22 protein-coding genes are annotated in these 21,729 nt (G+C 69.1%); 9 read left to right on the top strand and 13 right to left on the bottom strand.

Annotated features, from left to right (window positions below):
- Position 1: 1 nt before the first annotated feature.
- The 9 genes from QN141_04470 to QN141_04510 form a co-directional block, all read right to left on the bottom strand.
- A complete protein-coding gene (locus QN141_04470; GenBank protein MDR7557725.1) occupies positions 2–1,018 on the bottom strand; it encodes an amidohydrolase family protein in 1,017 nt (338 codons plus the stop codon).
- Positions 1,019–1,029: 11 nt separating this feature from the next.
- A complete protein-coding gene (locus QN141_04475; GenBank protein ID MDR7557726.1) occupies positions 1,030–2,250 on the bottom strand; it encodes a pyruvate carboxyltransferase in 1,221 nt (406 codons plus the stop codon).
- Between the two features lie 3 nt (positions 2,251–2,253).
- On the bottom strand, positions 2,254–3,240 hold the full coding sequence (locus tag QN141_04480) for a C-terminal binding protein (protein ID MDR7557727.1): 987 nt from the start codon (positions 3,238–3,240) through the stop codon (positions 2,254–2,256).
- Positions 3,241–3,293: 53 nt separating this feature from the next.
- Positions 3,294–4,001: a GntR family transcriptional regulator gene (locus tag QN141_04485; protein ID MDR7557728.1), complete on the bottom strand. Its 708-nt coding sequence runs from the start codon at positions 3,999–4,001 to the stop codon at positions 3,294–3,296.
- Positions 3,998–4,867 (bottom strand): branched-chain amino acid ABC transporter permease, encoded by an 870-nt coding sequence (locus QN141_04490; protein ID MDR7557729.1) that lies wholly within the window; start codon positions 4,865–4,867, stop codon positions 3,998–4,000. Before QN141_04490 ends, QN141_04485 begins: the two co-directional genes overlap by 4 nt.
- Before the next feature lie 3 nt (positions 4,868–4,870).
- Positions 4,871–5,836, bottom strand: coding sequence for a branched-chain amino acid ABC transporter permease (locus tag QN141_04495; protein MDR7557730.1), 966 nt, complete (start codon positions 5,834–5,836; stop codon positions 4,871–4,873).
- Positions 5,837–5,864: 28 nt separating this feature from the next.
- Entirely contained in the window at positions 5,865–6,581 is a 717-nt protein-coding gene (locus QN141_04500) for an ABC transporter ATP-binding protein (protein ID MDR7557731.1), read from the bottom strand.
- Positions 6,582–6,585: 4 nt separating this feature from the next.
- Complete coding sequence (locus QN141_04505) at positions 6,586–7,362, bottom strand: ATP-binding cassette domain-containing protein (protein ID MDR7557732.1); 777 nt, start codon at positions 7,360–7,362, stop codon at positions 6,586–6,588.
- A 111-nt stretch (positions 7,363–7,473) separates the two neighbouring features.
- Positions 7,474–8,715 (bottom strand): ABC transporter substrate-binding protein, encoded by a 1,242-nt coding sequence (locus QN141_04510; GenBank protein MDR7557733.1) that lies wholly within the window; start codon positions 8,713–8,715, stop codon positions 7,474–7,476.
- Between the two features lie 319 nt (positions 8,716–9,034).
- Here QN141_04510 and QN141_04515 point away from each other — a divergent pair, with 319 nt between their 5' ends.
- Genes QN141_04515 through QN141_04530 form a run of 4 tightly spaced genes read left to right on the top strand, consistent with a single transcriptional unit; the run spans position 9,035 to position 12,723 of the window.
- A complete protein-coding gene (locus QN141_04515; protein ID MDR7557734.1) occupies positions 9,035–9,919 on the top strand; it encodes a xanthine dehydrogenase family protein subunit M in 885 nt (294 codons plus the stop codon).
- Positions 9,909–10,394, top strand: coding sequence for a (2Fe-2S)-binding protein (locus tag QN141_04520; protein MDR7557735.1), 486 nt, complete (start codon positions 9,909–9,911; stop codon positions 10,392–10,394). The genes QN141_04515 and QN141_04520 overlap by 11 nt, the downstream gene beginning before the upstream one ends.
- Entirely contained in the window at positions 10,391–11,698 is a 1,308-nt protein-coding gene (locus QN141_04525) for a xanthine dehydrogenase family protein (protein ID MDR7557736.1), read from the top strand. The genes QN141_04520 and QN141_04525 overlap by 4 nt, the downstream gene beginning before the upstream one ends.
- Positions 11,698–12,723: a nicotinate dehydrogenase medium molybdopterin subunit gene (locus QN141_04530; protein MDR7557737.1), complete on the top strand. Its 1,026-nt coding sequence runs from the start codon at positions 11,698–11,700 to the stop codon at positions 12,721–12,723. The genes QN141_04525 and QN141_04530 overlap by 1 nt, the downstream gene beginning before the upstream one ends.
- Before the next feature lie 11 nt (positions 12,724–12,734).
- On the opposite strand, the gene QN141_04535 is transcribed toward QN141_04530, so the two are convergent.
- The 4 genes from QN141_04535 to QN141_04550 form a co-directional block, all read right to left on the bottom strand.
- Positions 12,735–14,012: a TRAP transporter large permease gene (locus QN141_04535; GenBank protein MDR7557738.1), complete on the bottom strand. Its 1,278-nt coding sequence runs from the start codon at positions 14,010–14,012 to the stop codon at positions 12,735–12,737.
- A gap of 33 nt (positions 14,013–14,045) precedes the next feature.
- Positions 14,046–14,603: a TRAP transporter small permease subunit gene (locus tag QN141_04540; protein MDR7557739.1), complete on the bottom strand. Its 558-nt coding sequence runs from the start codon at positions 14,601–14,603 to the stop codon at positions 14,046–14,048.
- Between the two features lie 65 nt (positions 14,604–14,668).
- Positions 14,669–15,694 (bottom strand): TRAP transporter substrate-binding protein, encoded by a 1,026-nt coding sequence (locus QN141_04545; protein MDR7557740.1) that lies wholly within the window; start codon positions 15,692–15,694, stop codon positions 14,669–14,671.
- Between the two features lie 99 nt (positions 15,695–15,793).
- A complete protein-coding gene (locus QN141_04550) occupies positions 15,794–16,480 on the bottom strand; it encodes a Crp/Fnr family transcriptional regulator (GenBank protein MDR7557741.1) in 687 nt (228 codons plus the stop codon).
- 381 nt (positions 16,481–16,861) lie between these two features.
- Between QN141_04550 and QN141_04555 the strand changes: the two genes are divergently transcribed.
- From QN141_04555 to QN141_04575, 5 genes are all read left to right on the top strand, one after another.
- On the top strand, positions 16,862–18,064 hold the full coding sequence (locus QN141_04555) for a Gfo/Idh/MocA family oxidoreductase (GenBank protein ID MDR7557742.1): 1,203 nt from the start codon (positions 16,862–16,864) through the stop codon (positions 18,062–18,064).
- 7 nt (positions 18,065–18,071) lie between these two features.
- On the top strand, positions 18,072–18,869 hold the full coding sequence (locus QN141_04560) for an SDR family NAD(P)-dependent oxidoreductase (GenBank protein ID MDR7557743.1): 798 nt from the start codon (positions 18,072–18,074) through the stop codon (positions 18,867–18,869).
- 22 nt (positions 18,870–18,891) lie between these two features.
- Positions 18,892–19,827, top strand: a complete 936-nt coding sequence (locus QN141_04565; GenBank protein MDR7557744.1) for a sugar phosphate isomerase/epimerase — start codon at positions 18,892–18,894, stop codon at positions 19,825–19,827.
- Positions 19,828–19,842: 15 nt separating this feature from the next.
- Positions 19,843–20,184 carry a cupin domain-containing protein gene (locus QN141_04570; GenBank protein ID MDR7557745.1) on the top strand — a complete coding sequence of 114 codons (342 nt, stop codon included), beginning with the start codon at positions 19,843–19,845 and terminating at the stop codon, positions 20,182–20,184.
- 208 nt (positions 20,185–20,392) lie between these two features.
- Positions 20,393–21,727, top strand: a complete 1,335-nt coding sequence (locus QN141_04575) for an extracellular solute-binding protein (protein ID MDR7557746.1) — start codon at positions 20,393–20,395, stop codon at positions 21,725–21,727.
- Positions 21,728–21,729 lie beyond the last annotated feature (2 nt).

Below are 21,729 nucleotides of genomic sequence, written 5' to 3' on the forward strand. Positions count from 1 at the left end.
GTCACCCCTCCCTCTGCACCGGAACACTGACCTGCAACAGTTTGGCGGCGGTCCCGCCCAGGACGGCTCCCGCGGCCTCGGGCGGCAACCGCAGACGCCGCACGTGGCCCACGGGATCGGTCTGGGCCATGTCGTAGGGCGCATCGCTGCCCAGCGCCACGCGCTCCGCTCCCACCACATCCACGAGGAAGCGCAGCGCCCGATCGCTGTGCGTGACCGTGTCGAAGATGAAACGCCGCAGGTAGGCCGACGGCGGCTGGGCCACGGCATCGCGGCACTCCGGTCGCCGGCTGTGGGCGTGATCGAGGCGGCCCACCACAAAGGGCAGCACGCCCCCGCCGTGGGCCAGGATCACGGGGACGTCGGGATAGCGGTCCAGGACCCCGGCATAGATCAGCCGCGCCGCCATCAGCGCCGTCTCCGTGGGAAACCCGATGGTATTGGCCAGGTGGAAGCGCCCCAGCGCCTCGGGATCCAGGTGATGCTGGGGATGGGTGAAGACCGGCACGGCGCGGGATTGGGCGAACTCCCACAGCGGCGCAAACTGCGGGTCGTCGAGGTACACGCCGCGGACGCTGCTGCCCACGTACACACCGCGCATCCCCAGCGGGCCCAGGGCGCGCTCGGCCTCGCGGAGGGCCAGCGACACGTCCTGCAGCGGCAGCGTGGCCGCCCCGAGAAAGACGTCGGGATAGGCCCGGCAGATCTCGGCGATCCCGTCGTTGAAGGCCTCGGCCAGCACCCGGCCCAGGTCCGGAGGCGCCCAGTAGACCATGGGCGGGGACAGGGACAGGACCTGGAGATCGATACCCTGCTCGGCGACCGCGGCCCGGCGCGCGTCCACATCGACAAACTGCGGCCCCAGGGGGATCGGCGGGTGGCCGGGCATGGTCAGCCGCTCCGTCCCATCCCGCACGCTCACTGTGGCCCCGTAGGGCTGTCCCCGCCGGCGCACCAGCTCAACGAAGCCCCGGGGAAAGAAGTGGCTGTGCAGGTCGATGACCGGCGTCGCGGCCATGGATCGCGCCGTCACCCCACGGCGTCGACGATGGAGCGGAACTCGTCCAGGGAGAGCAGCCCCCGGATCGCCAGCGAGCGCTCCTTCACCCGGACCAGGATCTCGTCCACCCGCGGGTCGTCGGGCTTTACGGCCCTCCCGATCTTGGAGAGGGCATACAGGACGGAGTCCCGGCCGCTCCCCTTGCCCAGGACGATCTCCGCCGGCTCGTGCCCCACCAGGTCCCAGTGGAAGGGGAACAACTCCACCGGCCGCGTCTCCTTCAGCCGCGCCAGCCAGCTGGCGATGATGCCCGACTCGACCTTGAACAGCAGGTCGCCGACCACGGGGCGATTGGGCGGGAGGTGGATGCCGGTCAGCTCCTGGACCAGCTTGGAGAGCTCCCGGAACTTCTCGGTGCGCAGCCCGACGTCCACGCCGTACAGGGTGAGCAGGGCCAACCCCAGATCTTCCAGGGCGCAGTTGCCCGCCCGTTCGCCCAGGGAGGAGACCGTCACGTGGGCCACCTCCACGCCCAGGCTCAGCGCCATCAGCGTGTTGGCCACGGCCATTCCGAAGTCGTCGTGGAAGTGGGCCTCCAGGGGCTTGTTGATCCGCGACTGGACGAAGCGGGTGAAGTACTGGATGGCGTGGGGGCTGGATCCGCCGAAGGTATCCACCAGGACCAGGGCATCCATGTGACCGTGGGTGGCCACTTCCTCGATGAGGCGCACGAACCAGTCCGGTTCGGACCGCGTGGCGTCGATGGGGAAGAACACCACCTGCAGGCCCTGCTCATGGGCGAACTTCGTCGCCTCCACGGAGAGGTCGATGGCCTTCTGCAGGGGCCAGCCGTAGGCCAGCTCGATGATGTGCTTGCTGGACGGAATCTCCACCACCACCCCGCTGACCCCGCAGTCCACGGCCCGCTGGATGTCGGGCACCATGCAGCGGGAGAAAGCGAAAATCTTCGGGCCCAGCTTCCGACGGACGATGGCCTTGATTGCCTCCTCGTCGGCTCGGCTCACGGTGGGCATGCCCGCCTCGATGCGGTGGACGCCGACCTCGGCCAGCTTCTCCGCAATGCGGATCTTGTCGTCGGTGTTGAAGACGACCCCGGTCTGCTGCTCGCCGTCGCGCAGGGTGATGTCGTGAAACTGCAACGACGGCGAGAACCGCAGCTGCGCCCGCACCTCCTCGGCGTAGTTATGGGGACTGGTGAACCAGCGATCGGTGAACCAGGGGGTGGCCATCGTCTACCTCCTCGTCTCCATCGTGGGTTGGACCCGACTGACGGCGTATCGGGGCGGCTGCCCGGTGAGGACCCGGGCCACCTCCTCGGCCGCCTTGCGTTGCAGCTCCTGCAGCGACTCTTCGGAATAGAAGGCCACGTGGGGGGTGAGCACCACGCGGTCCAGCCCCCGCAGCGGATGGTCCGGCCCCGGCGGCTCGGTGGCCAGGACGTCCAGCGCCGCGCCCGCGATCCATCCTTCCCGCAGCGCCCGGGCCAGGGCCTGCTCGTCTACGATCGGGCCCCGGGCGGTGTTGATCAGGTAGGCCGTGGGTTTCATCCTACGCAGGGCGTCCTCTCCGATCAGCCCGCGCGTCTCGGGCAAAAGCGGCGCGTGCACGGACACGAAGTCCGATTCCGCCAGCAGCTCCGCCAGTTCCACCTTGCGGACGCCCAGGCGCTTCATCGTCTCCGCGTCCACATAGGGATCGGCGGCGATGACCTCCAGGCCCAGGGCCTGCGCTTTGGCGGCCAGGGCGCGCGGAATCTTCCCCAGGCCCACGAGCCCGAGCACCTGTCCCCGCAGCCGGTGGATGGGGACGGCGTCGCGGGCGTCCCACCGTCCCGACCGGACGCGGTCATGCAGGTCCACGATCCGCCGGGCACAGGCCAGCAGGAGCGCCAGGGCATGATCGCTGACCTCGTCCACGCAGTAGTCGGGAACGTTGGTGACCACGATGCCCCGCTCCGCGGCGGCGGCGAGATCGACGTTGTCCAGCCCGATGCCGTAGCGGGCGATGACCCGACAGCGCCGCGCGGCCTCGATCACCCGCCGCGTCACCGGCGCGTAGCAGACCAGCAGCCCGTCGGCATCTCCCACCGCCGGCACCAGCTCCGCCTCCCGGCTGGCCTGCAGGGCGACGAGCTCCGCCCCGATCGCCCCGAGCACCTCCCGCTCGATATCCAGGGAGGGGAAGACGTAATCGGTCACGACGACCTTCCACTGTCCCATCGGCATCCTCCGCAATCGTCCCCAGTCGCCGGTCCCGCCCGCGGCCGAACCCGCTACGGGGCCTCGGCCTCCCGGCCGCCGGCTGCGGCCTGTCCTCCTTTGAGATAGGCGATCAGCCCCTGGGCCGCCGTCATCAGGTGCCGCTCCAGCGCCTCGGCCGCTTCCTCCTGGCGCCTCCGCCGGCAGGCGTCCAGGATCCGACGGTGCTCCCGCTGGGACTGCGCCTTGTGCTGCATCAAGGAGATGTAGATGCGGTGATACCGGTCCACGTTGGCCCGCAGGGTGGCGATGAGCGAGAGCAGCCGTTTCCGGTCGGCCGGAGCATAGAGGGTCATGTGAAAACTCCGATTGAGCTCGCTCCAGCGCCCGATGTCGTCCACCTGATCGATCTCATCCAGGATGGCCGCCGCCCGATCCAGGTCCGCCCTGGTCAGACGGGGGATGGCCAGGCGCAGGGCCAGGCACTCCAGAGTCACCCGGATCTCATAGATCTCCTCGACCTCCGCCACCGAGAGCTGGGACACGATCGCCCCGCGGTGCGGGTAGACCGTGACGAGTCCCTCCGCATCCAGCCGCCGCAGGGCCTCGCGGACGGGGATGCGGCTCACGCCGAACTGGGCGGCCAGGGCATCCTGCTGGAGTTGCTGGCCACCCTGCAACACTCCCCGCAGGATGGCCTCCCGAAGCACATCGGCCACATGCTCGGCGGTGGTGAGACGCCGCGCCCTGGCCTTGGAAGCGAGATCACCCAGGGAGATCATCGCTTCAGCAGCGGGCTCCCGTACAGCCCCGTCGGCCGCACCAGCAGGATGCCGAGCATGATGGCGAAGGGGGCCATCTGCGCCAGAGGCGCGTACACCAGGGACCCCAGGGACATGACCTGCCCGACAAGGAAGGCGGACACCAGCGTGCCTTTGATGCTGCCCAGGCCTCCGATGATCACGACCATGAAGACAAAGGCCAGGGCGCTGAGGCCCATCTGCGGGTCCACCATGATCAGCGGCGCGTGCAACCCCCCGGCCAGCCCGGAGAGCGTGCCGGCGAGTACGAAGGTGACGGTGAAGAGCCGGTAGACATCGATGCCCAGACCCTCCACGTGGTCCACGTCCTCGATCCCCGCGCGGATCGCCTTGCCGGTGATCGTCCGGTTCAGGAACAGCGCGATGCCCAGGTACACCAGCACGGAGAGGGCGACGACGATCAGGCGGTAGGTGGGGACGGGCGTTCCCCAGAGGACGACCTGGGCCTGGATCGGGATGGCCGCCGGTCGGGGGATCAGTCCCCAGATGTACTTGATCGTTCCCACGCCGCCGATCAGCACCCCGAAGGAGGTGATCATGGTGAAGGTGATGTCCCGGGCGTAGACGCGGCGAAAGACGATACGCTCGACGAGCAGACTCGCCGCGCCCGCGACGCAGGCGCCCACCAGAATGGCCGTCCACATCTGCCCGGTGGCCACCTGCACGGTATAGGTCAGATAGGCGCCGAGGGAGTAGTACAGCAGCTGGTCCAGGCTGATGATGCGCATCAGTCCAAAGCACAGGGAGAGGCCGATGGCCAGCAGGAAGTAGATGCTGCCCATGCTCAGCCCGTAGATGATTCCGGAGATCACCAGCTGGGTCTCCATCGTCTACCCCGTCTCCTGCGGCACGGGAGCGCGGCGCCCGGACCGTCGGACCCGCCGCAGGAGGGCCTCCAGCGTGCCCCACAACCCCTGCTCCCCGGCCAGCATGATGAACACCAGGAGGAATCCCACGAAGAACTCCCAGTTCACGATGATCCGGCTCAGGACATCCTTCATCCCGGTGTAGACGATGGTCCCGATGATGGGCCCGTAGAGGGTCCCTACGCCGCCCAGGATCGTGACCACCACGGGGTCGGCCGCACGGTGCGGACCGGTGATCTCCGGGCTGACAAAGCCGAAGTACACCGCGTACAGGGAGCCGGCCAGCGCCGTGGTGGTGTTGGCGATGACGAAGGCCAGCCAGCGGATGGCGAAGTTGCTGTACCCCAGGAAGCGCACCTTGTCCTCATTGATCTTGGTGGCCAGGCAGCAGGCGCCGTAGATGGTCTCGTCCAGATACTTGTAGAAGGCCCACAGCACCAGGGCGACGACAAAGGCGAAGACGAAGAACCCGGCCGGCGTGGTCAGATTCACCACCGGGGTGGCGGTCATCCGGGTCAGGAACCACAACCCGTTGTCGCCGTGGGTGAACTTGGCCAGGACCTTCTCCATGAGGTAGTACATGATCACGGCCAGCGCCAGGTTGACCAGGGCGAAGTAGTCGCTGCGCAGGCGGACGAAGAGCGGCCCGACGAGCAGAGCAACGGCCACCCCCGCGAGCAGTCCGGCCAGGATGCCCAGGTACGGGTTGGTGCCGGCATAGAAGAGGTAGAAGGCCGTGGCGTACGCTCCCACGGCCAGATAGGCCGGCTGGCCGAAGGAGATGAACCCGACCCGTCCCAGGAGGAAGTTGCAGCCCATGACGTAGATCGAAAAGATCACGACCTCGGTGGCGAAGGGCAGCGACATGAACACCCGCAGGAGGGCCACCACCAGAAAGGCGGCCAGTATGCCGGACCACCAGCGCAGCATGCCGGGGACCGACCGGAGGCCCCTGCCCTTAGAGGTAGCGCTCACAGACATTGGCCCTGATCGCCTCCGGGTCTGAGATCTCGGCCACGATCCGCCCTTCCTTCACGGCGTAGACCTTCTCGGAGATCGCGGAGACCACCGGCAGATTCTGCTCCACGATCACCAGGGTCGTCGTCCGGCTCAACTGCTTCAGCACATCTCTGAGGTGCTCCACGAGACCGGGGGCCAGCCCCTCCGTGGGCTCGTCGATGAGGAGGAGACGGGGGCGGCCCAGCAACGCCCGGCCGATCATCAGCATCTGGCGCTCCCCGCCGCTCAGGTACCCGCCCTTCCTGTCGAGGAGCTGGCGCAGCCTGGGGAAGTGCTCGAAGACCGGCTCCCAGTTCCGGTCGCCCGAGGCATGGCTGGCCAGCTCCAGATTTTCCCGAACGGTCAGGTCCGAGAACACGCGCTTGTCCTGCGGAACATACTTCAGCCCCCTCCGGGCGATCTGGTAGGGACGGAGACCGACGATGTCGCTTCCGTCGAAGATGACCGAGCCGGAGGTGGGCCGGAGGAACCCGGCGATGGTCCGCAGCAGCGTTGTCTTCCCGGCCCCGTTCCGGCCCACACACGTCACGAGCTGCCCGCGCCCGACCGTGAGGTGCGCGTCGAACAGCACCTTGGATTCCCCGTAGGCGACATTCAGCCCCCTGACCGTCAACAGGTCGCCGTCGTGCACCGCCCCGTCTCTCCCTCGGGACATCGCCTCAGCCCGGCGCGGCCCCGATCTGCCAGTAGCTCCGCCGGACCTCCGGGTGGTGCAGGGTCTCCGCGTAGGCGCCGTCGGCGATGATCCTGCCGTCGTGCATCACGGTGAGCCGCTCCACGAAGCCGGCGATCTGGGAGACTTTGTGCTCCACGATCAGGATGGTCTGCCGGCCGATGTGTCGGCGCAGCACGCCGAGCACTCCTTTGATCTCCGCCTCGCTGAGGCCCGCCAGGGGCTCGTCCAGCAGCAGCACCCGGGGATCGGCCAGCACGGCCATGGCAATCTCCAGGCGGCGCTTCTCGCCCAGGCTGAGGTGCCGCACCAGGCGGTGGCGAACGTCCCAGAGATCAAAGTTCTGCAGCGCCTCCTCGATCGGCGCCTCATCCCAGTAGCGTCGGCGGGGCGTCAGCACCATCGAGAGCAGCGAAGGGCGGTAACGCGCCCGGAAGTAGGCCAGCACCAGGTTGTCGGTGGTGGTGAGGTTGTCGAAGGTCGAGGTGAGCTGAAAGCTCCGCATCAGCCCCAGCTCGATCCGCTTCTCGGGCGGGTACCGGGTGATGTCCTGGCCGCTAAAGAGGATGGTGCCTTCATCGGGCAGGTGGTAGCCCGTGAGGAGGTTGAACAGGGTGGTCTTGCCCGCCCCGTTGGAGCCCACGATGCCCGCCACCTCGTTCTCGCGCAACGCGTAGGTGACGCCGTTCACCGCCACGAGGTCGCCGAAGCGTTTCGTGACCCCGACGGCCCTGAGCAACTCGGCCCCGCCGGGAGTGCTCACCACCGGGTCTCCCTTCTGCCTCGCGCGCCCGCAGGGCCGTGCCGCGAGGCCCCGCGGGCGCTCCCGCCCCGCCGTCTGTCGGCGGATCGTCCCACCGACACCAGGACTCCGCTAATACCCCATGGACTTCAGGTCCGGCATCACAACCTCGCCGCCCTGATAGCCCAGGACCTTGAAGAGGTCCCAGGGATGCTTCTGCTCGCCCGCCCCCTTGCCCCTGACCAGGAACGCCGCGAACTGGTAGACGGCGGCATGATCCTCGCGCCAGCGGGCCGGTCCCTTGACCGTCGTGAACTGGGGCTTGGCCACCAGCGCCCGGCCCACCGCCTTCGGTTCGAAGGTGCCCGCCGTCTCAAACCCCCTGAACATCTCGCTGAAAGCCGTATAGGCGATGGTGGCGTAGGCGTCGGGCGGTGTTCCGAACTTGGCCTGGTACGCCTCGGTGAAGGCGGCCGCGCTCTTGGTCACCCCCATGTGGCCCAGGTCGCTGAGGTCGTAGTAGAAGTAGTGCATGGCGTACACGCCCTCCAGGGCCTCCGGAGGAAGTCCCTTCGCCACAACGTTGGTGATGAAGGCGTTGAAGATGGTCATCTCCCTGTTCAGGCCCATCTGATGGACCTGCTTCAACAGGGCGACGGCGTCGGCGGCGAACTGCGCGGAGATGAAGACGTCGGGCCGGGCGGCGCGGACCTTCTGGAGCACCGTGGTGAAATCGGTGGTCCCGAGCGGCACCTCGTCGTAGCCGACCACCTCAGCGCCATGCTGCTTGGCCGCGGCGTAGACGCCGTCCCGGATGTCCCAGCCCCAGCTGTCGGCCCGGGCCAGGAAGAAGATGCGCCGCTTCCCCAGCACCTTGACGGCCGAGGTGCCGGACATGTATCCCACCGTCCACGGACTGTAGGCGACGGCAAAGGTGGTGTCGGCCAGCTTACCCTTGAGGAACGCCTCCTTCGCCATGACGCAGGTCGGGAAGTAGGGGAGCGGTTCCTTCATCACGACGGCGTTCAGGGCGTAGGCGAGGGGAGCCCACGTCTGGCCGCCGACACCTTTCACTCCCTCCGAGACGAGGTAGCGGAAGCGCCGCACACCCACGTCCAGCTTGGCCTCGTCGTCGGCCACCACCCCTTCCACCTGGACCTTCCCCCAGGGCATGGCCAGGCCGCCCTTGGCGTTGACGGTGTCGATCGCCAGCAGGGCGCCGTTCTTCTGGGTCTCCGCCACGGCGGCAAACGGACCGGTCAGGGGCAGCAGGATGCCGACCTTGATCCTGGTGGGCTGGGCGGGTGCGGCGCCGGCGGCGGTAAGCGCGCCGGCCAGGACGATGAACAGCAGCAAGATCAGCCACCTTCTCATCGGTCTCCCCTCCCGCAGAACAGGATGCTGATCTGGACCTTCCAGCGGCGGGCGGTCCGGGAACGGAACTCCGCCCGACCGTACGCGCGTGCCGGGCGCGGACGAGACGAGGACAGCGCTGGCGCGGTGATCACCCCCTGCAGGATCTGACCTTCCCAGCGTGCGCGGCCCCTCGCGGGGAGGACCGCCCGCCGGCCGAATCACCGGAAGGCGGCGGAGGGGAAACGGACGCCGCCACGAATAGCAGGATTGGATACATTATCCAATATCCTTAGTTGACGGCCGTGGCCAAAACTCCTCCTCCTCAGGGGCCGCCGCAGTGAATCCGCCCCGGTACCTGGCTCCCCCCACCATCGCGGAAGCCGTGCGGCACCTGGCGGAGGAGGGCGAAGGGGCCTACCCCCTGGCCGGGGGGACCGATCTGGTCGTGCGCATGCGGGCCGGGCTGGTGCAGCCCACTGCGCTCGTCGACCTCCAGCGGATCCCCGAGCTGGCGGTCATCGCCGTTCAGGACGGACGGGTCTGGCTCGGCGCCACGGTCACCCTGGCCAAAGTGGTCGCCTCTCCGGAACTGCGCCGCCTGACACCGGTGCTGGCCGAGGCGGCGGCGCAGATGGGTGCCGTCCAGCTGCGCAACCTGGCCACGGTGGGAGGAAATCTGGCCAGCGCCGTCCCCTCCGCGGACCTCGCCCCTCCACTGCTCGTCCTCGACGCCACGGCCCGCATCACCGGGCCCGCTGGAGAACGGGCCCTCCCCCTCGAGCAGTTCTTCGCCGGACCCCACCGCAGCGTGCTGCGGCCCGGTGAGATTCTCACCGGCCTCGAGATCCCCGCCTCGGACGGCGGCACCGGAGCGGCCTTCCTGAAGTTCGGCCGGCGCAGCGCGCAGGTCCTGGCCGTGGTGAACGCGGCGGCGCGGGTGCGTCTGCATCGCGGGGTCCTCGACGAGGTGCGCATCGCCCTCGGCGCCGTGGCGCCCACGCCGATCCGCGCCCGCAGCGCCGAAATCCTGCTCCGGGGCGCACCTCCGGACCGGGAGCGCCTCGACGAAGCCGCCCGCCTCGCCGCGCAGGAAGCCAGGCCCATCTCGGACATGCGCGCCACCGCCGGATTCCGCCGCGAGATCGCGCAGGTGCTGGTCCGGCGGGCCCTCGAGCAGGCCATCCGGCGGGCCGAACTGGAGGGTCTGCGCCATGCCCTATAACGTCAGCTTCACCGTCAACGGCGCCCCCGTCACCACGACGGTCGAAGCGGACGAAAGCCTGGCCTGGGTCCTGCGCGAGCGACTGGGGCTGTTGGGCACCAAGATCGGGTGCGGCACCGGGGACTGCGGGGCCTGCACCGTGCTCCTCGACGGCGATCCCGTCTGCAGCTGCCTGCTGCTGGCGGTCAAGGCGCAGGGCCGGGAGGTGCTCACCATCGAGGGACTGGGCGCACCGGATCGCCTGCACCCGCTGCAGCAGGCCTTTATCGAGCACGGCGCCCTGCAGTGCGGGTTCTGCGGCCCGGGGATGCTCCTTTCGGCTGCGGCGCTGCTCGCCCGCACCCCCCGCCCGGACGAGCAGGCGGTGCGGGAGGCCATCGCCGGAAACCTGTGCCGCTGCACGGGGTACGCCAAGATCGTGGACGCCATCTTGGCCGCGTCCCGGACCGTCGCCGGGCGAGCGGGCCTTCGATGACCACGCTCACCCGTCCTCCCCTGCCCACCGTCGAAACGGAAGCGCCTTCGGGCGCGGTCGGACGCCGCGTCAGCCGCCACGACGCATTGCTCCAGGTGACCGGCCGCGTCGTGTACGGGGAAGACCTGCGCGCTCCCGGGATGCTGTGGGCCAAAGCCGTGAGGAGTCCCCAGGCCCACGCCCGCATCGCCGCGATCGACCTCCTGCCCGCGCTGACCTCCCCCGGTGTCCGGGCGATCATCACGGCCTCCGACATCCCGCGCAACCGGTACGGGTTCACGCACCAGGACCAGCCCGTCCTGGCCCAGGATCGGGTGCGGCACGTGGGCGAGGCGGTGGCGGTGGTCGCCGCGGAGACCCTGCGCCAGGCGGAGGAGGCGGCGGCAAAGGTGGCGGTGCACTACGAACCGCTCCCCGCCGTGTTCGATCCCGTCGAGGCGATGCGCCCGGAGGCGCCGTCGGTGCACGACGGCAGCAACGTCGCCGCGCACATCCGCATTCGCGACGGGGACGTCGAGGCGGGCTTCGCCGAGGCCGATCTGGTCGTGGAAGAGGAGTTCACCACCACCTTCGTCGAGCACGCCCACCTGGAACCCCACGCCGGCCTGGCCATCCCCGAGCCGGACGGGGCGGTCACGATCCACTCGTCCGTGCAGCGGCCGTTCCTGGTCGCGGCGGACACGGCGAAAGTGCTGGCCATGCCCCAGAACCGCGTCCGCATCGTCGCCTCCGGAGTGGGCGGCGGCTTCGGCGGGAAGAATGAGATGACCCTCGAGCCGTGGATCGCCCTGCTGGCGCTGAAGACCGGACGGCCCGTGAAGATGGTCTTCACGCGGGACGAGGAGTTCCAGGCCACGACGGTGCGGCACCCCTACCGGATGCGCTACCGCACGGGGGTCCGCCGGGACGGGACGCTGGTGGCCCGGGCGGTGGAGATCATCAGCGACTGCGGCGCCTACGTCTCGTGGGGCGCCTCCACCCTGGCCAAGGCCGCCATCCACGCCGCCGGCCCCTATGCCATCCCCCATGTCAGGATCGACGGCTACCTGGTCTACACCAACAACCCCGTGGGGGGAGCGATGCGGGGATTCGGCGTTCCCCAGGTCGGCTTCGCCTACGAGTGCCATACCGACGCGGTGGCGGAAGCCGTGGGGATGGATCCCGTCGCCTTCCGGATGCGCAACGTCCTGCGCGACGGCGGGCGCCTGCCCACCGGCCAGGTGCTGGAGCGGGTGACTCTGGAAGAGACGCTGCGGCGGGCGCTGGAGATGGCGGAATGGCCGCGGGAAGGGAGGGCCTCCTGATGCGCCGACGGGGCCGCGGGGTGGCCTGGATGGCCTACCCCATCGGTTTCACCTCCTATGCCAATCCCAGCGCCGCCTTCGTCAAGGTGAACCAGGACGGTTCCGCCGTGGTCTGGACCGGCGCGGCCGACGTGGGCCAAGGGTCCACCACCGCCCTGGCCCAGATCGCCGCAGAAGCGCTGGGCATCCCCCTGGACCGGATCACCATGGTGACCAGCGACACCCTGCAGACGCCCATGGACCTCGGCTCCGTGGCCAGCCGCGTCACCTACATCGCGGGGAACGCCATCATGAGAGCCTGCGCCCAGGCCCGGCAGATCCTCTTCGAGGTCGCCGCCGAGGAACTGGGCGTCGGCGCGGAAGGTCTGCTCAGCCGCGATGGGTGGATTGTGGTACGCGACCTGCCGGAGCGCCGCGTGTCCCTGGCCGACATCGCCCGGAAGGCGGAGGCGGTCAAGGGCCGGCCGCCCATCGGCGCCGGCTCCTACAACCCGCCGACGACCTTCCTCGATCCGGAGACCGGTCACGGCAAGCCCTACAACACCTACGTCTATGCGGCGCAGATCGCGGAGGTCGAGGTGGACACCGAGACGGGGCAGGTGCAGGTGCTGCGCCTGGTCGCGGTGCACGACTGCGGCCGCGCCATCAACCCGCTGCTGGTCGAGGGCCAGATCCAGGGCGGCATGGTCATGGGGATGGGGTTCGCCCTGACCGAGGAGATGGTCGTCCAGGAGGGCCGCGTCCTGAACACCTCCTTCGCCGACTACCTGATTCCCACGGCGACGGATGTGCCTCCCATGGCCGTGGATCTCGTCGAGATGCCGGATCCCACCGGGCCCTTCGGCGCCAAGGGGGTGGGCGAGCCCGCCCTGCTGCCCACCGCTCCGGCGATCGTCAACGCCATCTACGACGCCGTCGGCGTCCGGATCCGCAACCTGCCCGTTACGGCCGAGCGCGTCCTGGCCGCGCTGCGCGCCCGCGACGGCGCTCCGGATGGAGGAGACCGCACTCCATCCGGCTCCTGACGTCCCGCACCCTACGGGCCGAACAGGCGAACCGTCCACAGATAACTCTGCGGGACGAACATGATCACCGCCAGAACAACGAGCAGGAGCGGCAGGAACTGGAACACCTCGCGGAAGATCGCCTCCGGCGGCACGTCGATCAGCGACGATACGAAGAACACCAGCTGGCCGAAGGGCGGCGTGACCGCCCCCAGCACCACGGTGACGATCACGACCATCCCGAAGTGAATGGGGTCGATGCCCAGCCTGGCCGCGGCGCCGGCCAGGATGGGCGTGACCAGGATCAGCAGCGTGACCCCCTCCAGAAAGCAGCCCGCGATGAGCAAGAAGACCCCCGTGGCCACGAGGAACTTCGGGACGCTGTTCCCCAGCGAGACGAAGAAGGCGGCGACATGCTGGGGCACCTGATGGTAGGCCAGGATCCACGACAGGGGTGAAGAGAGGCTGATGATCATCATAATCACGCCGGTATCCAGCGCCGTCTTGGCCAGGATGCCGGGAAGATCGCGCATGCGGAGTTCCCTGTAGACGAAGGCCCCGAGGACGAAGGTCACGATCACCGCCACGGCCCCGGCCTCCGTCGGCGTGAAGTACCCCAGGCGGATTCCCCCGATGATGATCAGGGGCAGAGTCAGGGCGAAGGCGGACTGCCTGAACGCCCCGGCGATCTCCCGCCATGAGGCCCGAGCCGTGCGCCTTCCGTAGCCGCGCCGCAGGCAGGCTAGGTGAGCCACCGTCGACATGGCCAGGGCCATGAGCAGTCCCGGGACGAACCCGGCGACGAAGAGCTTGCCCACGGAGGTGTTGGCGATAGAGGCGTAGATCAGCATGGCGATCGACGGCGGGAGGATGTTCGACAGCATGCCGGAGACCGCAGTCACGGCCGCCGAAAACGCCGCCGGGTACCCCTGGGCCCGCATCTGGGGGATGGTGACCTTGCAGTCGATGGCGGCGTCGGCCGCCGACGAACCCTGGAGGCCGCCGTTGAACACGCTAAGCGCCACGTTGACCTGGGCCAGTCCGCTGGTCGTATGGCCCACCAGCACCCTGGCGAAGTCGAACAGGCGCCGGCCGATCCCGCCCGCGGACATCAGCGACCCCGTCAGCGCGAACAGCGGAATGGCCAGGAGGATGAAGTTGTCGCTGGCGCTGGCCGTCCTGGTGGCCACGACGGCCAGGGGGAGTCCCTCCGTCGCGGCGACGCCGAGCAGGGCGGCCAGGGCGAGGGCCACGACGACGGGGACGCCCAGGGCCACCAGACCGAGGAAGAGCAGGCCGGTGAAGATCATCCCGGCGTCGGGCAGGCCGGCACGCCCCTCACCTCACGCGGCGGTCCCTTTGCTCTCCCGGGCCCCCGGCCGGGATACTGACGGCACACCCCGCAGAGCGCCCAGGCCCTGGACCGTGTACAGGATCATGAGTGCGCCGCTTGCGGGAACAACCGTCGTGAAATAGCCGGCGGAGATCTGCAGCGTCGGCAGCTCCCGTTTCATCGAAATCTGGACGACGCGCACGCCCAGGACCAGCAAGATGGCGCCCAGCAGCGCGGACGACAGCACGATGGCGCGCGCCCACAGGGCGCCGACTCGTCCCCTCCGCGCACCGCGGTCGCTGAGGAGGCCCATCCGGACGTGAGCCCGATACTTGACACCCAGGGCTCCGCCCAGGAACACAATCCACAGGAACAGGACCTTGACCACGTCCTCGGCCCACAGGATCCGGTACCAGTTGGTGTAGCGGCCGACGACGTTGGCGCCGACGATCAGAGGAAGGATCCCCGTGCAGGCCAGGGCCACGATCTCCGGGATGATTGCCCACCAGCGCCGCCAGGGGAGGGCCAGTCGGAAGATTTCCGCTTCGCCTCCCGTCATCTCAGGCATCGGCGGACGAGCGCGCCCAACGGATCGATCCCGTGCCGGCGGCGTACGCTTCGGGCGACCGTCTGTCAGCGCCTGGACGCCTCGCGGCGGATGGCGTCGATGAGCGCCTGGCCCTCCTGCCCGAAGCGATCGACATACAGACTCCAGGCGGGGGCCATCGCCCGCCGGAAGGCGTCCCGATCGGGGTCGTGGACGACCTGCATGCCGAAGCCGATCAGCTGGCGGAGCTGGCCCTCTTCGTCGCCGCTGGCCGCCTTGCGCTGCACGGTCACGGACCGTCTGACGGCCTCCCGCAGGGCCTGCTGCAGGTCCGGAGGCAGCCTGGCCCAGGTCTTGTCGCTCACGGACGTCGGCGCCGCGCCGTAGATATGGCGCGTAAGCGACAGGTGCTTCTGGACTTCGTAGAGCTTGCCCGTGATGATGATGTTGAGCGGATTCTCCTGCCCGTCCACCACGCCCGTGCTCAGGGCGTTGTAGACCTCGGTGAAGTCCATGGCCACCGGCTGCGCGCCGACCAGCGACCACGCCCGCTGGTGGACGGCGGCGGGCAGCGTCCGCAGCTTCAACCCCCGCACGTCCGCCGGCACTCGTACCGGCCGCACATTGTTCGTCAGATTCCGGAATCCGATTTCCCACCAGCCGAGCGGGTGGAAGCCGATGCCGTCAAAGAGCCGGTACAGCCGTTCGGCAAGGGGGCCGTCGAGGACGCGGTAGACGTGCTCGAAGCCGTCGAAGAGGTACGGCAGGTCCAGGACTGTGGCCGCGGGCAGCACGGCGCCCATGGCCCCGGTGCTCGGACTGGCCAGATCGATGGACCCCAGCTGCATCCCCTCGATCATGTCCCGGTCGGTGCCCAGCTGGCCGTCGGGAATAACCCTCACCTGGAGCCGGCCGCGGCTCAACTGTCGGGCCGCCTCCGACAGCGCCACGGCGCCCTTGTAGTAGGCGCTGTCCCGCCCAAGCGAGGTGGCGTAGGTCAGGCGGAAGACGGTAATCGGCGCAGCGCTCCCCGATGCAGCGAGCCCCCAGGCAATGGCCACCACCAGGAGAGCGCCGAGGACGACCCTGGATCGTGCCTGCGGTGTGCGCATGCGGGCCCTCCCCCCTGAATGCGGATACCTTCACTAAAGGCCGTCCGGCCTGTGGCGTCTGTATCGGCCGATACAGGAGGCGGCCGCCCGCAGGCGCACTCAGAACAGTCCGGCCCGTCTCAGCAGGCGCTCGTGGCGCAGGACGATCAGGTTCCGCTTCTCCTGGGCGAGGATGCCGTCGCGCACGAGGGCCCCGATCTCCCGTGTCACCGTCACCCGCGTAGCGCCGATCATCCTGGCCAGCCCTTCGTGGGACAGGCGCACGCCGATTCGCGTTCCCTTCCCTCGGGGCAGCGGGATGCCATAGTAAACGGCCAGCTTGGACAGCAGGAGGGCCAGCCGCTCCGACGCTTTCCGGAAGGATGTGGTTTCCAGCTGCACGGCGAACAGGTGGAGCTTGCGGGCCAGCCCGCGGATGATCTCCAGACTCAGGTCCGGTTTGCTACGCATCACCTCGAGCACGGCGACAAGGGGATAGATGCGGATGGTGGACGGCTGCACGGTGACGGCGGAGGTGTAGTAGGGCAACCCGCCGAAACAGGCGGCCTCGCCGAATAGCCCGCCGGGCTCCACGATCGCCAGGACGTGTTCGTGCCCCTCGGGATGTCCCAAGAAGATCTGCACCCGCCCGGATAGGAGCTGGTAGAACTGGTCGGGCAGTTCCCCCTGCTGGAAGACCAGTGTCCCGGCGCGATAGCGGCGCACGACGCTCAGATGGCCGCAGACCTCGGCCAGCCGGCCCGCCGCGTTCACGATGGGCGCCCCCGGATCGGTCCCCTCAGGCACCGCCGGCCTCGTCGGAGGACGGCGCCCGGTGGTGTGCGGCGTCCAGAGCCGACGCGGCCCGGCGGTCGCGTGTCGCGCTCCAGACCTCTCGAAGGCGAGGGCCTCCCGGATCGCCGCTCCCTGCTCCGCCGATGAGCCGTTCCGGTTCACCACCACTCACCTCCGGCAGGCCTCTCCGGTGATTGCAAAACGCTTCGCAGAGGCCGGGACAGGACCCTCCTCCCAGCCCACCTGAGGCGGCCTCGGCCCGATGACCGGTTGTATCGTCCGCGACAGATCGCCCTGATGGCATCAACGCACAATGGGCACAGACAGGAAACCGGCGAGCGGAATTGTCCCACCGGTGAAATCGTCCCACCGGTGTCGAGAGGGGGAAGCGCGGTGAACCAGCGCCGGAGCATCAACGTCGGGCTGGTCGGTGGGGGCGCCATCGCCCGCGCGCATGCCGTGGCCTATGCCACCGCGAGGGTCTACTTCGGCCCGCACATCCCGGCCGTCCGCCTCCGTCGCCTCGCCGAGGCCGACGAGCAGTTGGCCCGAACCGCGGCGGAGCGCCTGGGATTCGAGGAGTGGACCGCCGACTGGGAGGCCCTGGTGGCCAGTCCCGACATCGACGCGGTGAGCATCGCCACGCCCAACTTCCTGCACGCCCCGATGGCTCTGGCCGCCGCGGCGGCGGGTAAACACGTCTTCTGCGAGAAGCCGCTGGCGATGGACGCGGGGGAAGCCGAGCGCATGTACCGTGCCGCTGTGAACGCCGGCGTCGTGCACGGGGTGAACTTCAACTATCGAAAGGTTCCCGCCGTGCAGTTCATCGCCCGGCTGATCCGGACCGGGCGCATCGGCACGGTGCGGCACCTCCGCGCGGTCTATCTGCAGGATTGGGGCAACGATATCCGCACCCCCCGTTCCTGGAAGTTTCAGGCCGCCCGTAGCGGGGCTGGAGCGCTGGCCGGGGTCGGCAGCCACCTCATCGACCTGTCGCGCTACCTCGTCGGCGAGCTCGACCGCGTGGTGGCCACCTCGGAGATCTGGGTGAGGGAACGCCCCAGGGCGGTCGCCCCTTCGCCTTCCGACGCGGTGCGGGTCGACGCCCCGATGGAACCGGTGGATGTCGACGACAGCATGTATTTTCTCGGCCGGTTCAGTGGCGGATCCATCGGGACCTTCGAGATCAGCCGGTGCGCCACAGGCCGCAAGAACCAGCTGGGCCTGGAGATCCACGGCAGCCGCGGGTCGATCATCTTCGATTACGAGCGGCAGAACGAAGTCCACCTATACCTGGACGACAGCGAAGAGGCTCAGGGCTTCCGCCGGATTCTCATCGGTCCGGCGCACCACGACGCCGCCCTGCTGGCCTTCCCCGGCATCGGGATCGGCTTTGCCGAGACGGTGCTCTTCCAGGTCCGGGACTTCCTGGCGGCGATCGCCGGCGGCTCCCCCATGTCGCCGGACTTCTATGACGGGTGGCGGGCGCAGATGGTCGTCGATGCGGTCCTCGACTCGGCCCGCGGGGGACGCTGGGTTGCGGTTCCCCCGCTGCCCGCCCGCGGATCCACGGCGCGGTTGGAGACCGGACGGTGACGAGGAGGTGACGACCACCATGCGGTTTCGGGACCGGACGGCGATTGTGACCGGGGCGGGCGGGGGGTTGGGAGCCCTCTATGCTGCCGCGCTGGCGCAGGAGGGCGCGGCGGTGACGGTCGTCGACCGCCTCGCCTCCGGGGTCGCGGAGACGGCGGCCGCGGTGGCCGCCGCGGGCGGCCGGTGCCTGCCCGTCACCGCGGACCTCACCGACCCGGGGCAGGTGGAGCATGCGGTCGCCTCGACCCTGGACGCCTACGGTCGGATCGACATTCTGATCAACAACGCCGGCGGAGGATCCAGCGGACCGGAGACGGCGGGCACCATCGTGGACGAGGACCCGGCGGCCTGGGACGTCCTGATCGCCATGAACCTGAAGACTGCCTTTCTCTGCACGCGGGCCGTCGCCGGACCGATGCAGCGCCAGCGCTACGGGAAGATCGTCAACGTCTCCTCGCGGGCCGCCCGGATTGCCGACCCGACGGTGCATCAATCCCCGGCCTATGCCTCCGCCAAGACGGCGATCCTGGGCCTGACCCGCTTCGCCGCCCGGGAGCTGGGGCCCTTCGGGATCACCGTGAACTGCCTCGTCCCGAGCCTCACCATCAGCGGGCCGGTGCTGCAGGCGTATTGGGACCGTATGTCCGACACCGCCCGCGAGCGCTACCTGGAGCAGATCGCGCTCCGGCGCCTGCCGCGGCCCGCCGAGATCGTGTCGGCCGTGCTCTTTCTCTGCAGCGACGACAGCAGCTATATCACGGGGGTCTGCCTGGATGTCAACGGCGGCTCCTTCATGGCCCCGTGACGGGCGCGGCGCCCCGCGACCGATGATGGCCGGACGCCCTCCACTGTACTCCGTCTCGGTCTGGTCCACGCCCCACAACACGATCCGAGAGGACCTGGATCAGATCGCCCGGTCCGGGGCCCGGGGCGTGGGCCTCTGGGAGGGGAAGTTCGCGGGGCAAAGAGACTACGACGGCCTCGCCCAGACGATCCGCCGCTACGGCCTCCGGGTCACTTCCTGCGCACCGCGGATCTGGACGATCTTTCCCGTCCCGTGGGCCAGTCCGACCATCCCCAGGCTCAACCTCGTCGCGGAGGAACGCGACCCCCGGGTCAGGATCCGGTTGATCTGCGACAGCCTCGGCCGGCTGGCCGCGTTCGCCCCGGAGTGCATTCTGGTCTCAAGCGGGGCTCCCGACGGCGCCCTGCCGCGGACCACGGCCCTGGAGATCATCGCCGAGGGGCTGGCCCGGATCGCCGACGCCGCGGCGGAGGCGGGGCTGAAGATCGGCTTCGAGTTGACCTCCGCGCGGCGCGGATCTCCGGTGCACACCCTCACGGAGCTGGCCGGCCTCATCGACGATGTCCGCCGCCCCAACGTGGGCATCATTGTGGACATCTTCCACAGCGCGCCGGCTCCCGGCATTCAGGAGGAGGTGCGGGAACACGTCCCCCGCCTGGTGGGGGTGCACGTCAACGACGTCCCCTGGACCGAGCGCGGGCCCTATGACCGCCTCCTGCCCGGCGAAGGCAGGAACTTGGCGCCTGGCTTCATCGCCGCCCTGTTGGCGGCGAGATACCGCGGATGGTATGAGCTGGAGGTTTTCTCCGACGACGGCACCTTCGGCGTGCCCCTGGCGGGATCGTTGTGGGCGATCCCGCACGAGGAACTGCTCCGGCGCGGCAAAGAGGCGTTCGAGCGCGTCTACCGGACCGCCGCGGCGGCGGCCGGAGTGGCCGACGCGTCGGACAGTGGCTGAGGAGGTGATACCACCGTGCCGTTCTTCGATCTGGACGCCATCCAGGCGGAATACGTGACGCCGAAATACTCCAGCGCCTTCGGGCCTCTCGTGACCGGAGAGCAGATTGAGGTGGGACGCCTGCGGTTCGCGGCGGGCGAAGGGTCGATCCGGCACGCCCATCCGCAGGAGCAGATCGTGGTGATCCTGCGGGGACGGGTCCTGGCTACGCTGGAGGGTCAGACCAGGGAACTGGGGCCCGGTCAGGGATTCCTGGCCCCGCCCAACGCCCCCCACGAGGTGAAAGCCCTGGAGGCCGCCGAGGTGTTGAGCTGCAAAGGTCTGGTGGCCGGGCGCGGCCACCGGATCACCTCCTGAGCCGTTGGTATCCGTCGCTACAGACCGCGGGACGCCGGCGAGGTAGGGTGGGCAATGGCGTCGGAGCCGCATCGGTTCGGCCATCGGGCTGCGGTGACCCCCGATCGGTGCTCATCTTCGGCCCTCGCTGACCTCCGTCGTTCCGGCGCACCGCCCGGTGGGCCGGCATCCTTCGACAGCCCATCATCCACCAGAGGAGGCGCGGACCATGGAGTCCAGGCGCATGAAACGGCGGGATTTCCTCAAGAAAGCCGCCGGAGTGACAGCGGCGGCCGCCGGCCTGGGAGGCCTCACAGGGATCCTCAGTGCGCGACGCGCTCCAGCCTACGCCCAGCGCCGGAGGCTGCGCATTCTCCGCTGGAACGACTTCATCGCCCAGGCCGACGAAGTCCTGAAGGCACAGGCCGCAGAAGCCTCCCGGGCGCTAGGGGCGGACGTCACCTTCGAGTTCGTGAACGTCGCCGACCTCCAGGCTCGCATCACCGCAGCGATCCAGTCGGGATCGGGGCCGGACATTGTCCTCATGCTGTGGGCCTGGCCGCAGCTGTATGCCAACGCCCTGGTGGACGTCTCCGATGTGGCCGAGCCGATCGGTCGGGTCCAGGGAGGGTTCTACGATATCTTCCAGGCCACGGCCAGGTCCGGAGACCGATGGCTGGCCATGCCCCACAGCGTGGGCGGCTTCTTCCCCCACTACCGACGGTCGTGGCACGCTGAGGTCGGCGCGGCGGAGTTTCCGAAGACGTGGGACGAATGGCGGGAGGTCGGCCGGCGGCTGAAGGCCAGAGGGAAACCGGTGGGTCAGTCGCTCGGGCACGGGTTGGACGCCTCCACCTTCTCCTACCCCCTCCTCTGGTCGTTCGGCGGGGCTGAGGTGGACGCCACCGGGAAGCGCGTCGTGCTCAACTCGCGGGCGGCGGTGGAATCCGTTCGGTTCCTGCAGGCCTTCTGGCAGGAGGCCTGCGACCCCAGCGGCCTGGCCTGGGACGACACGGCCAACAACCGGGCCTTCCTGGCCGGAGAGCTCAGCGCCACCGCCAACGGCCTGTCCGTGTACATCGTCGCCAAACGGCAGCAGAACGCGCTCCGGGACGAACGGGGCCAGCCCCTGTACCAGGACATCGAGACGGCGTTGATGCCGGCGGGACCGGCCGGGCAGTTCCACCTCAACACGCCGTTCCAGCACGCGGTCATGCGCTACTCCCAAAACCAGCGCCTGGCCAAGGAGTTCTTGCGGTGGATGCACCGACGGGAGGTCTATGAGCGCTGGTTCACCGTCAATGAGGGGTACAGCGTGGGACCGGCCAGGGTGTGGGAAGAGCACCCGATGTGGACGCGCATCGACCGGCCCATGCAGACCATGCGGCGCGCCACACGGATGAGCCTGATGATCGGCCATCCGGCCCCGGCGTCGGCCCGCGCGACAGAGGCCTACTCCAAGTACATCGTCGTGGACATGTACGCCAAGGCGGCGCAGGGGATGAGGGCCGAGGACGCGGTCCGGTGGGCCGAGGGCGAGCTGAAGAAGATCTACGAGACCTGAGC

The organism is Armatimonadota bacterium, assembly GCA_031459765.1.
In the GTDB taxonomy this organism is placed as follows: domain Bacteria; phylum Sysuimicrobiota; class Sysuimicrobiia; order Sysuimicrobiales; family Kaftiobacteriaceae; genus Kaftiobacterium; species Kaftiobacterium secundum.

What these genes read in the sequence shown, in the direction of transcription:
- QN141_04500 (MDR7557731.1), bottom strand. Translation starts at nt 6,581, where the DNA reads ATGTCCCGAGGGAGAGACGGGGCGGTGCACGACGGCGACCTGTTGACG.
- QN141_04475 (MDR7557726.1), bottom strand. Translation starts at nt 2,250, where the DNA reads ATGGCCACCCCCTGGTTCACCGATCGCTGGTTCACCAGTCCCCATAAC.
- QN141_04540 (MDR7557739.1), bottom strand. Translation starts at nt 14,603, where the DNA reads ATGCCTGAGATGACGGGAGGCGAAGCGGAAATCTTCCGACTGGCCCTC.
- QN141_04485 (MDR7557728.1), bottom strand. Translation starts at nt 4,001, where the DNA reads ATGATCTCCCTGGGTGATCTCGCTTCCAAGGCCAGGGCGCGGCGTCTC.
- QN141_04470 (MDR7557725.1), bottom strand. Translation starts at nt 1,018, where the DNA reads ATGGCCGCGACGCCGGTCATCGACCTGCACAGCCACTTCTTTCCCCGG.
- QN141_04520 (MDR7557735.1), top strand. Translation starts at nt 9,909, where the DNA reads ATGCCCTATAACGTCAGCTTCACCGTCAACGGCGCCCCCGTCACCACG.
- QN141_04530 (MDR7557737.1), top strand. Translation starts at nt 11,698, where the DNA reads ATGCGCCGACGGGGCCGCGGGGTGGCCTGGATGGCCTACCCCATCGGT.
- QN141_04480 (MDR7557727.1), bottom strand. Translation starts at nt 3,240, where the DNA reads ATGGGACAGTGGAAGGTCGTCGTGACCGATTACGTCTTCCCCTCCCTG.
- QN141_04510 (MDR7557733.1), bottom strand. Translation starts at nt 8,715, where the DNA reads ATGAGAAGGTGGCTGATCTTGCTGCTGTTCATCGTCCTGGCCGGCGCG.
- QN141_04575 (MDR7557746.1), top strand. Translation starts at nt 20,393, where the DNA reads ATGGAGTCCAGGCGCATGAAACGGCGGGATTTCCTCAAGAAAGCCGCC.
- QN141_04545 (MDR7557740.1), bottom strand. Translation starts at nt 15,694, where the DNA reads ATGCGCACACCGCAGGCACGATCCAGGGTCGTCCTCGGCGCTCTCCTG.
- QN141_04565 (MDR7557744.1), top strand. Translation starts at nt 18,892, where the DNA reads ATGATGGCCGGACGCCCTCCACTGTACTCCGTCTCGGTCTGGTCCACG.
- QN141_04495 (MDR7557730.1), bottom strand. Translation starts at nt 5,836, where the DNA reads ATGCTGCGCTGGTGGTCCGGCATACTGGCCGCCTTTCTGGTGGTGGCC.
- QN141_04525 (MDR7557736.1), top strand. Translation starts at nt 10,391, where the DNA reads ATGACCACGCTCACCCGTCCTCCCCTGCCCACCGTCGAAACGGAAGCG.
- QN141_04490 (MDR7557729.1), bottom strand. Translation starts at nt 4,867, where the DNA reads ATGGAGACCCAGCTGGTGATCTCCGGAATCATCTACGGGCTGAGCATG.
- QN141_04535 (MDR7557738.1), bottom strand. Translation starts at nt 14,012, where the DNA reads ATGATCTTCACCGGCCTGCTCTTCCTCGGTCTGGTGGCCCTGGGCGTC.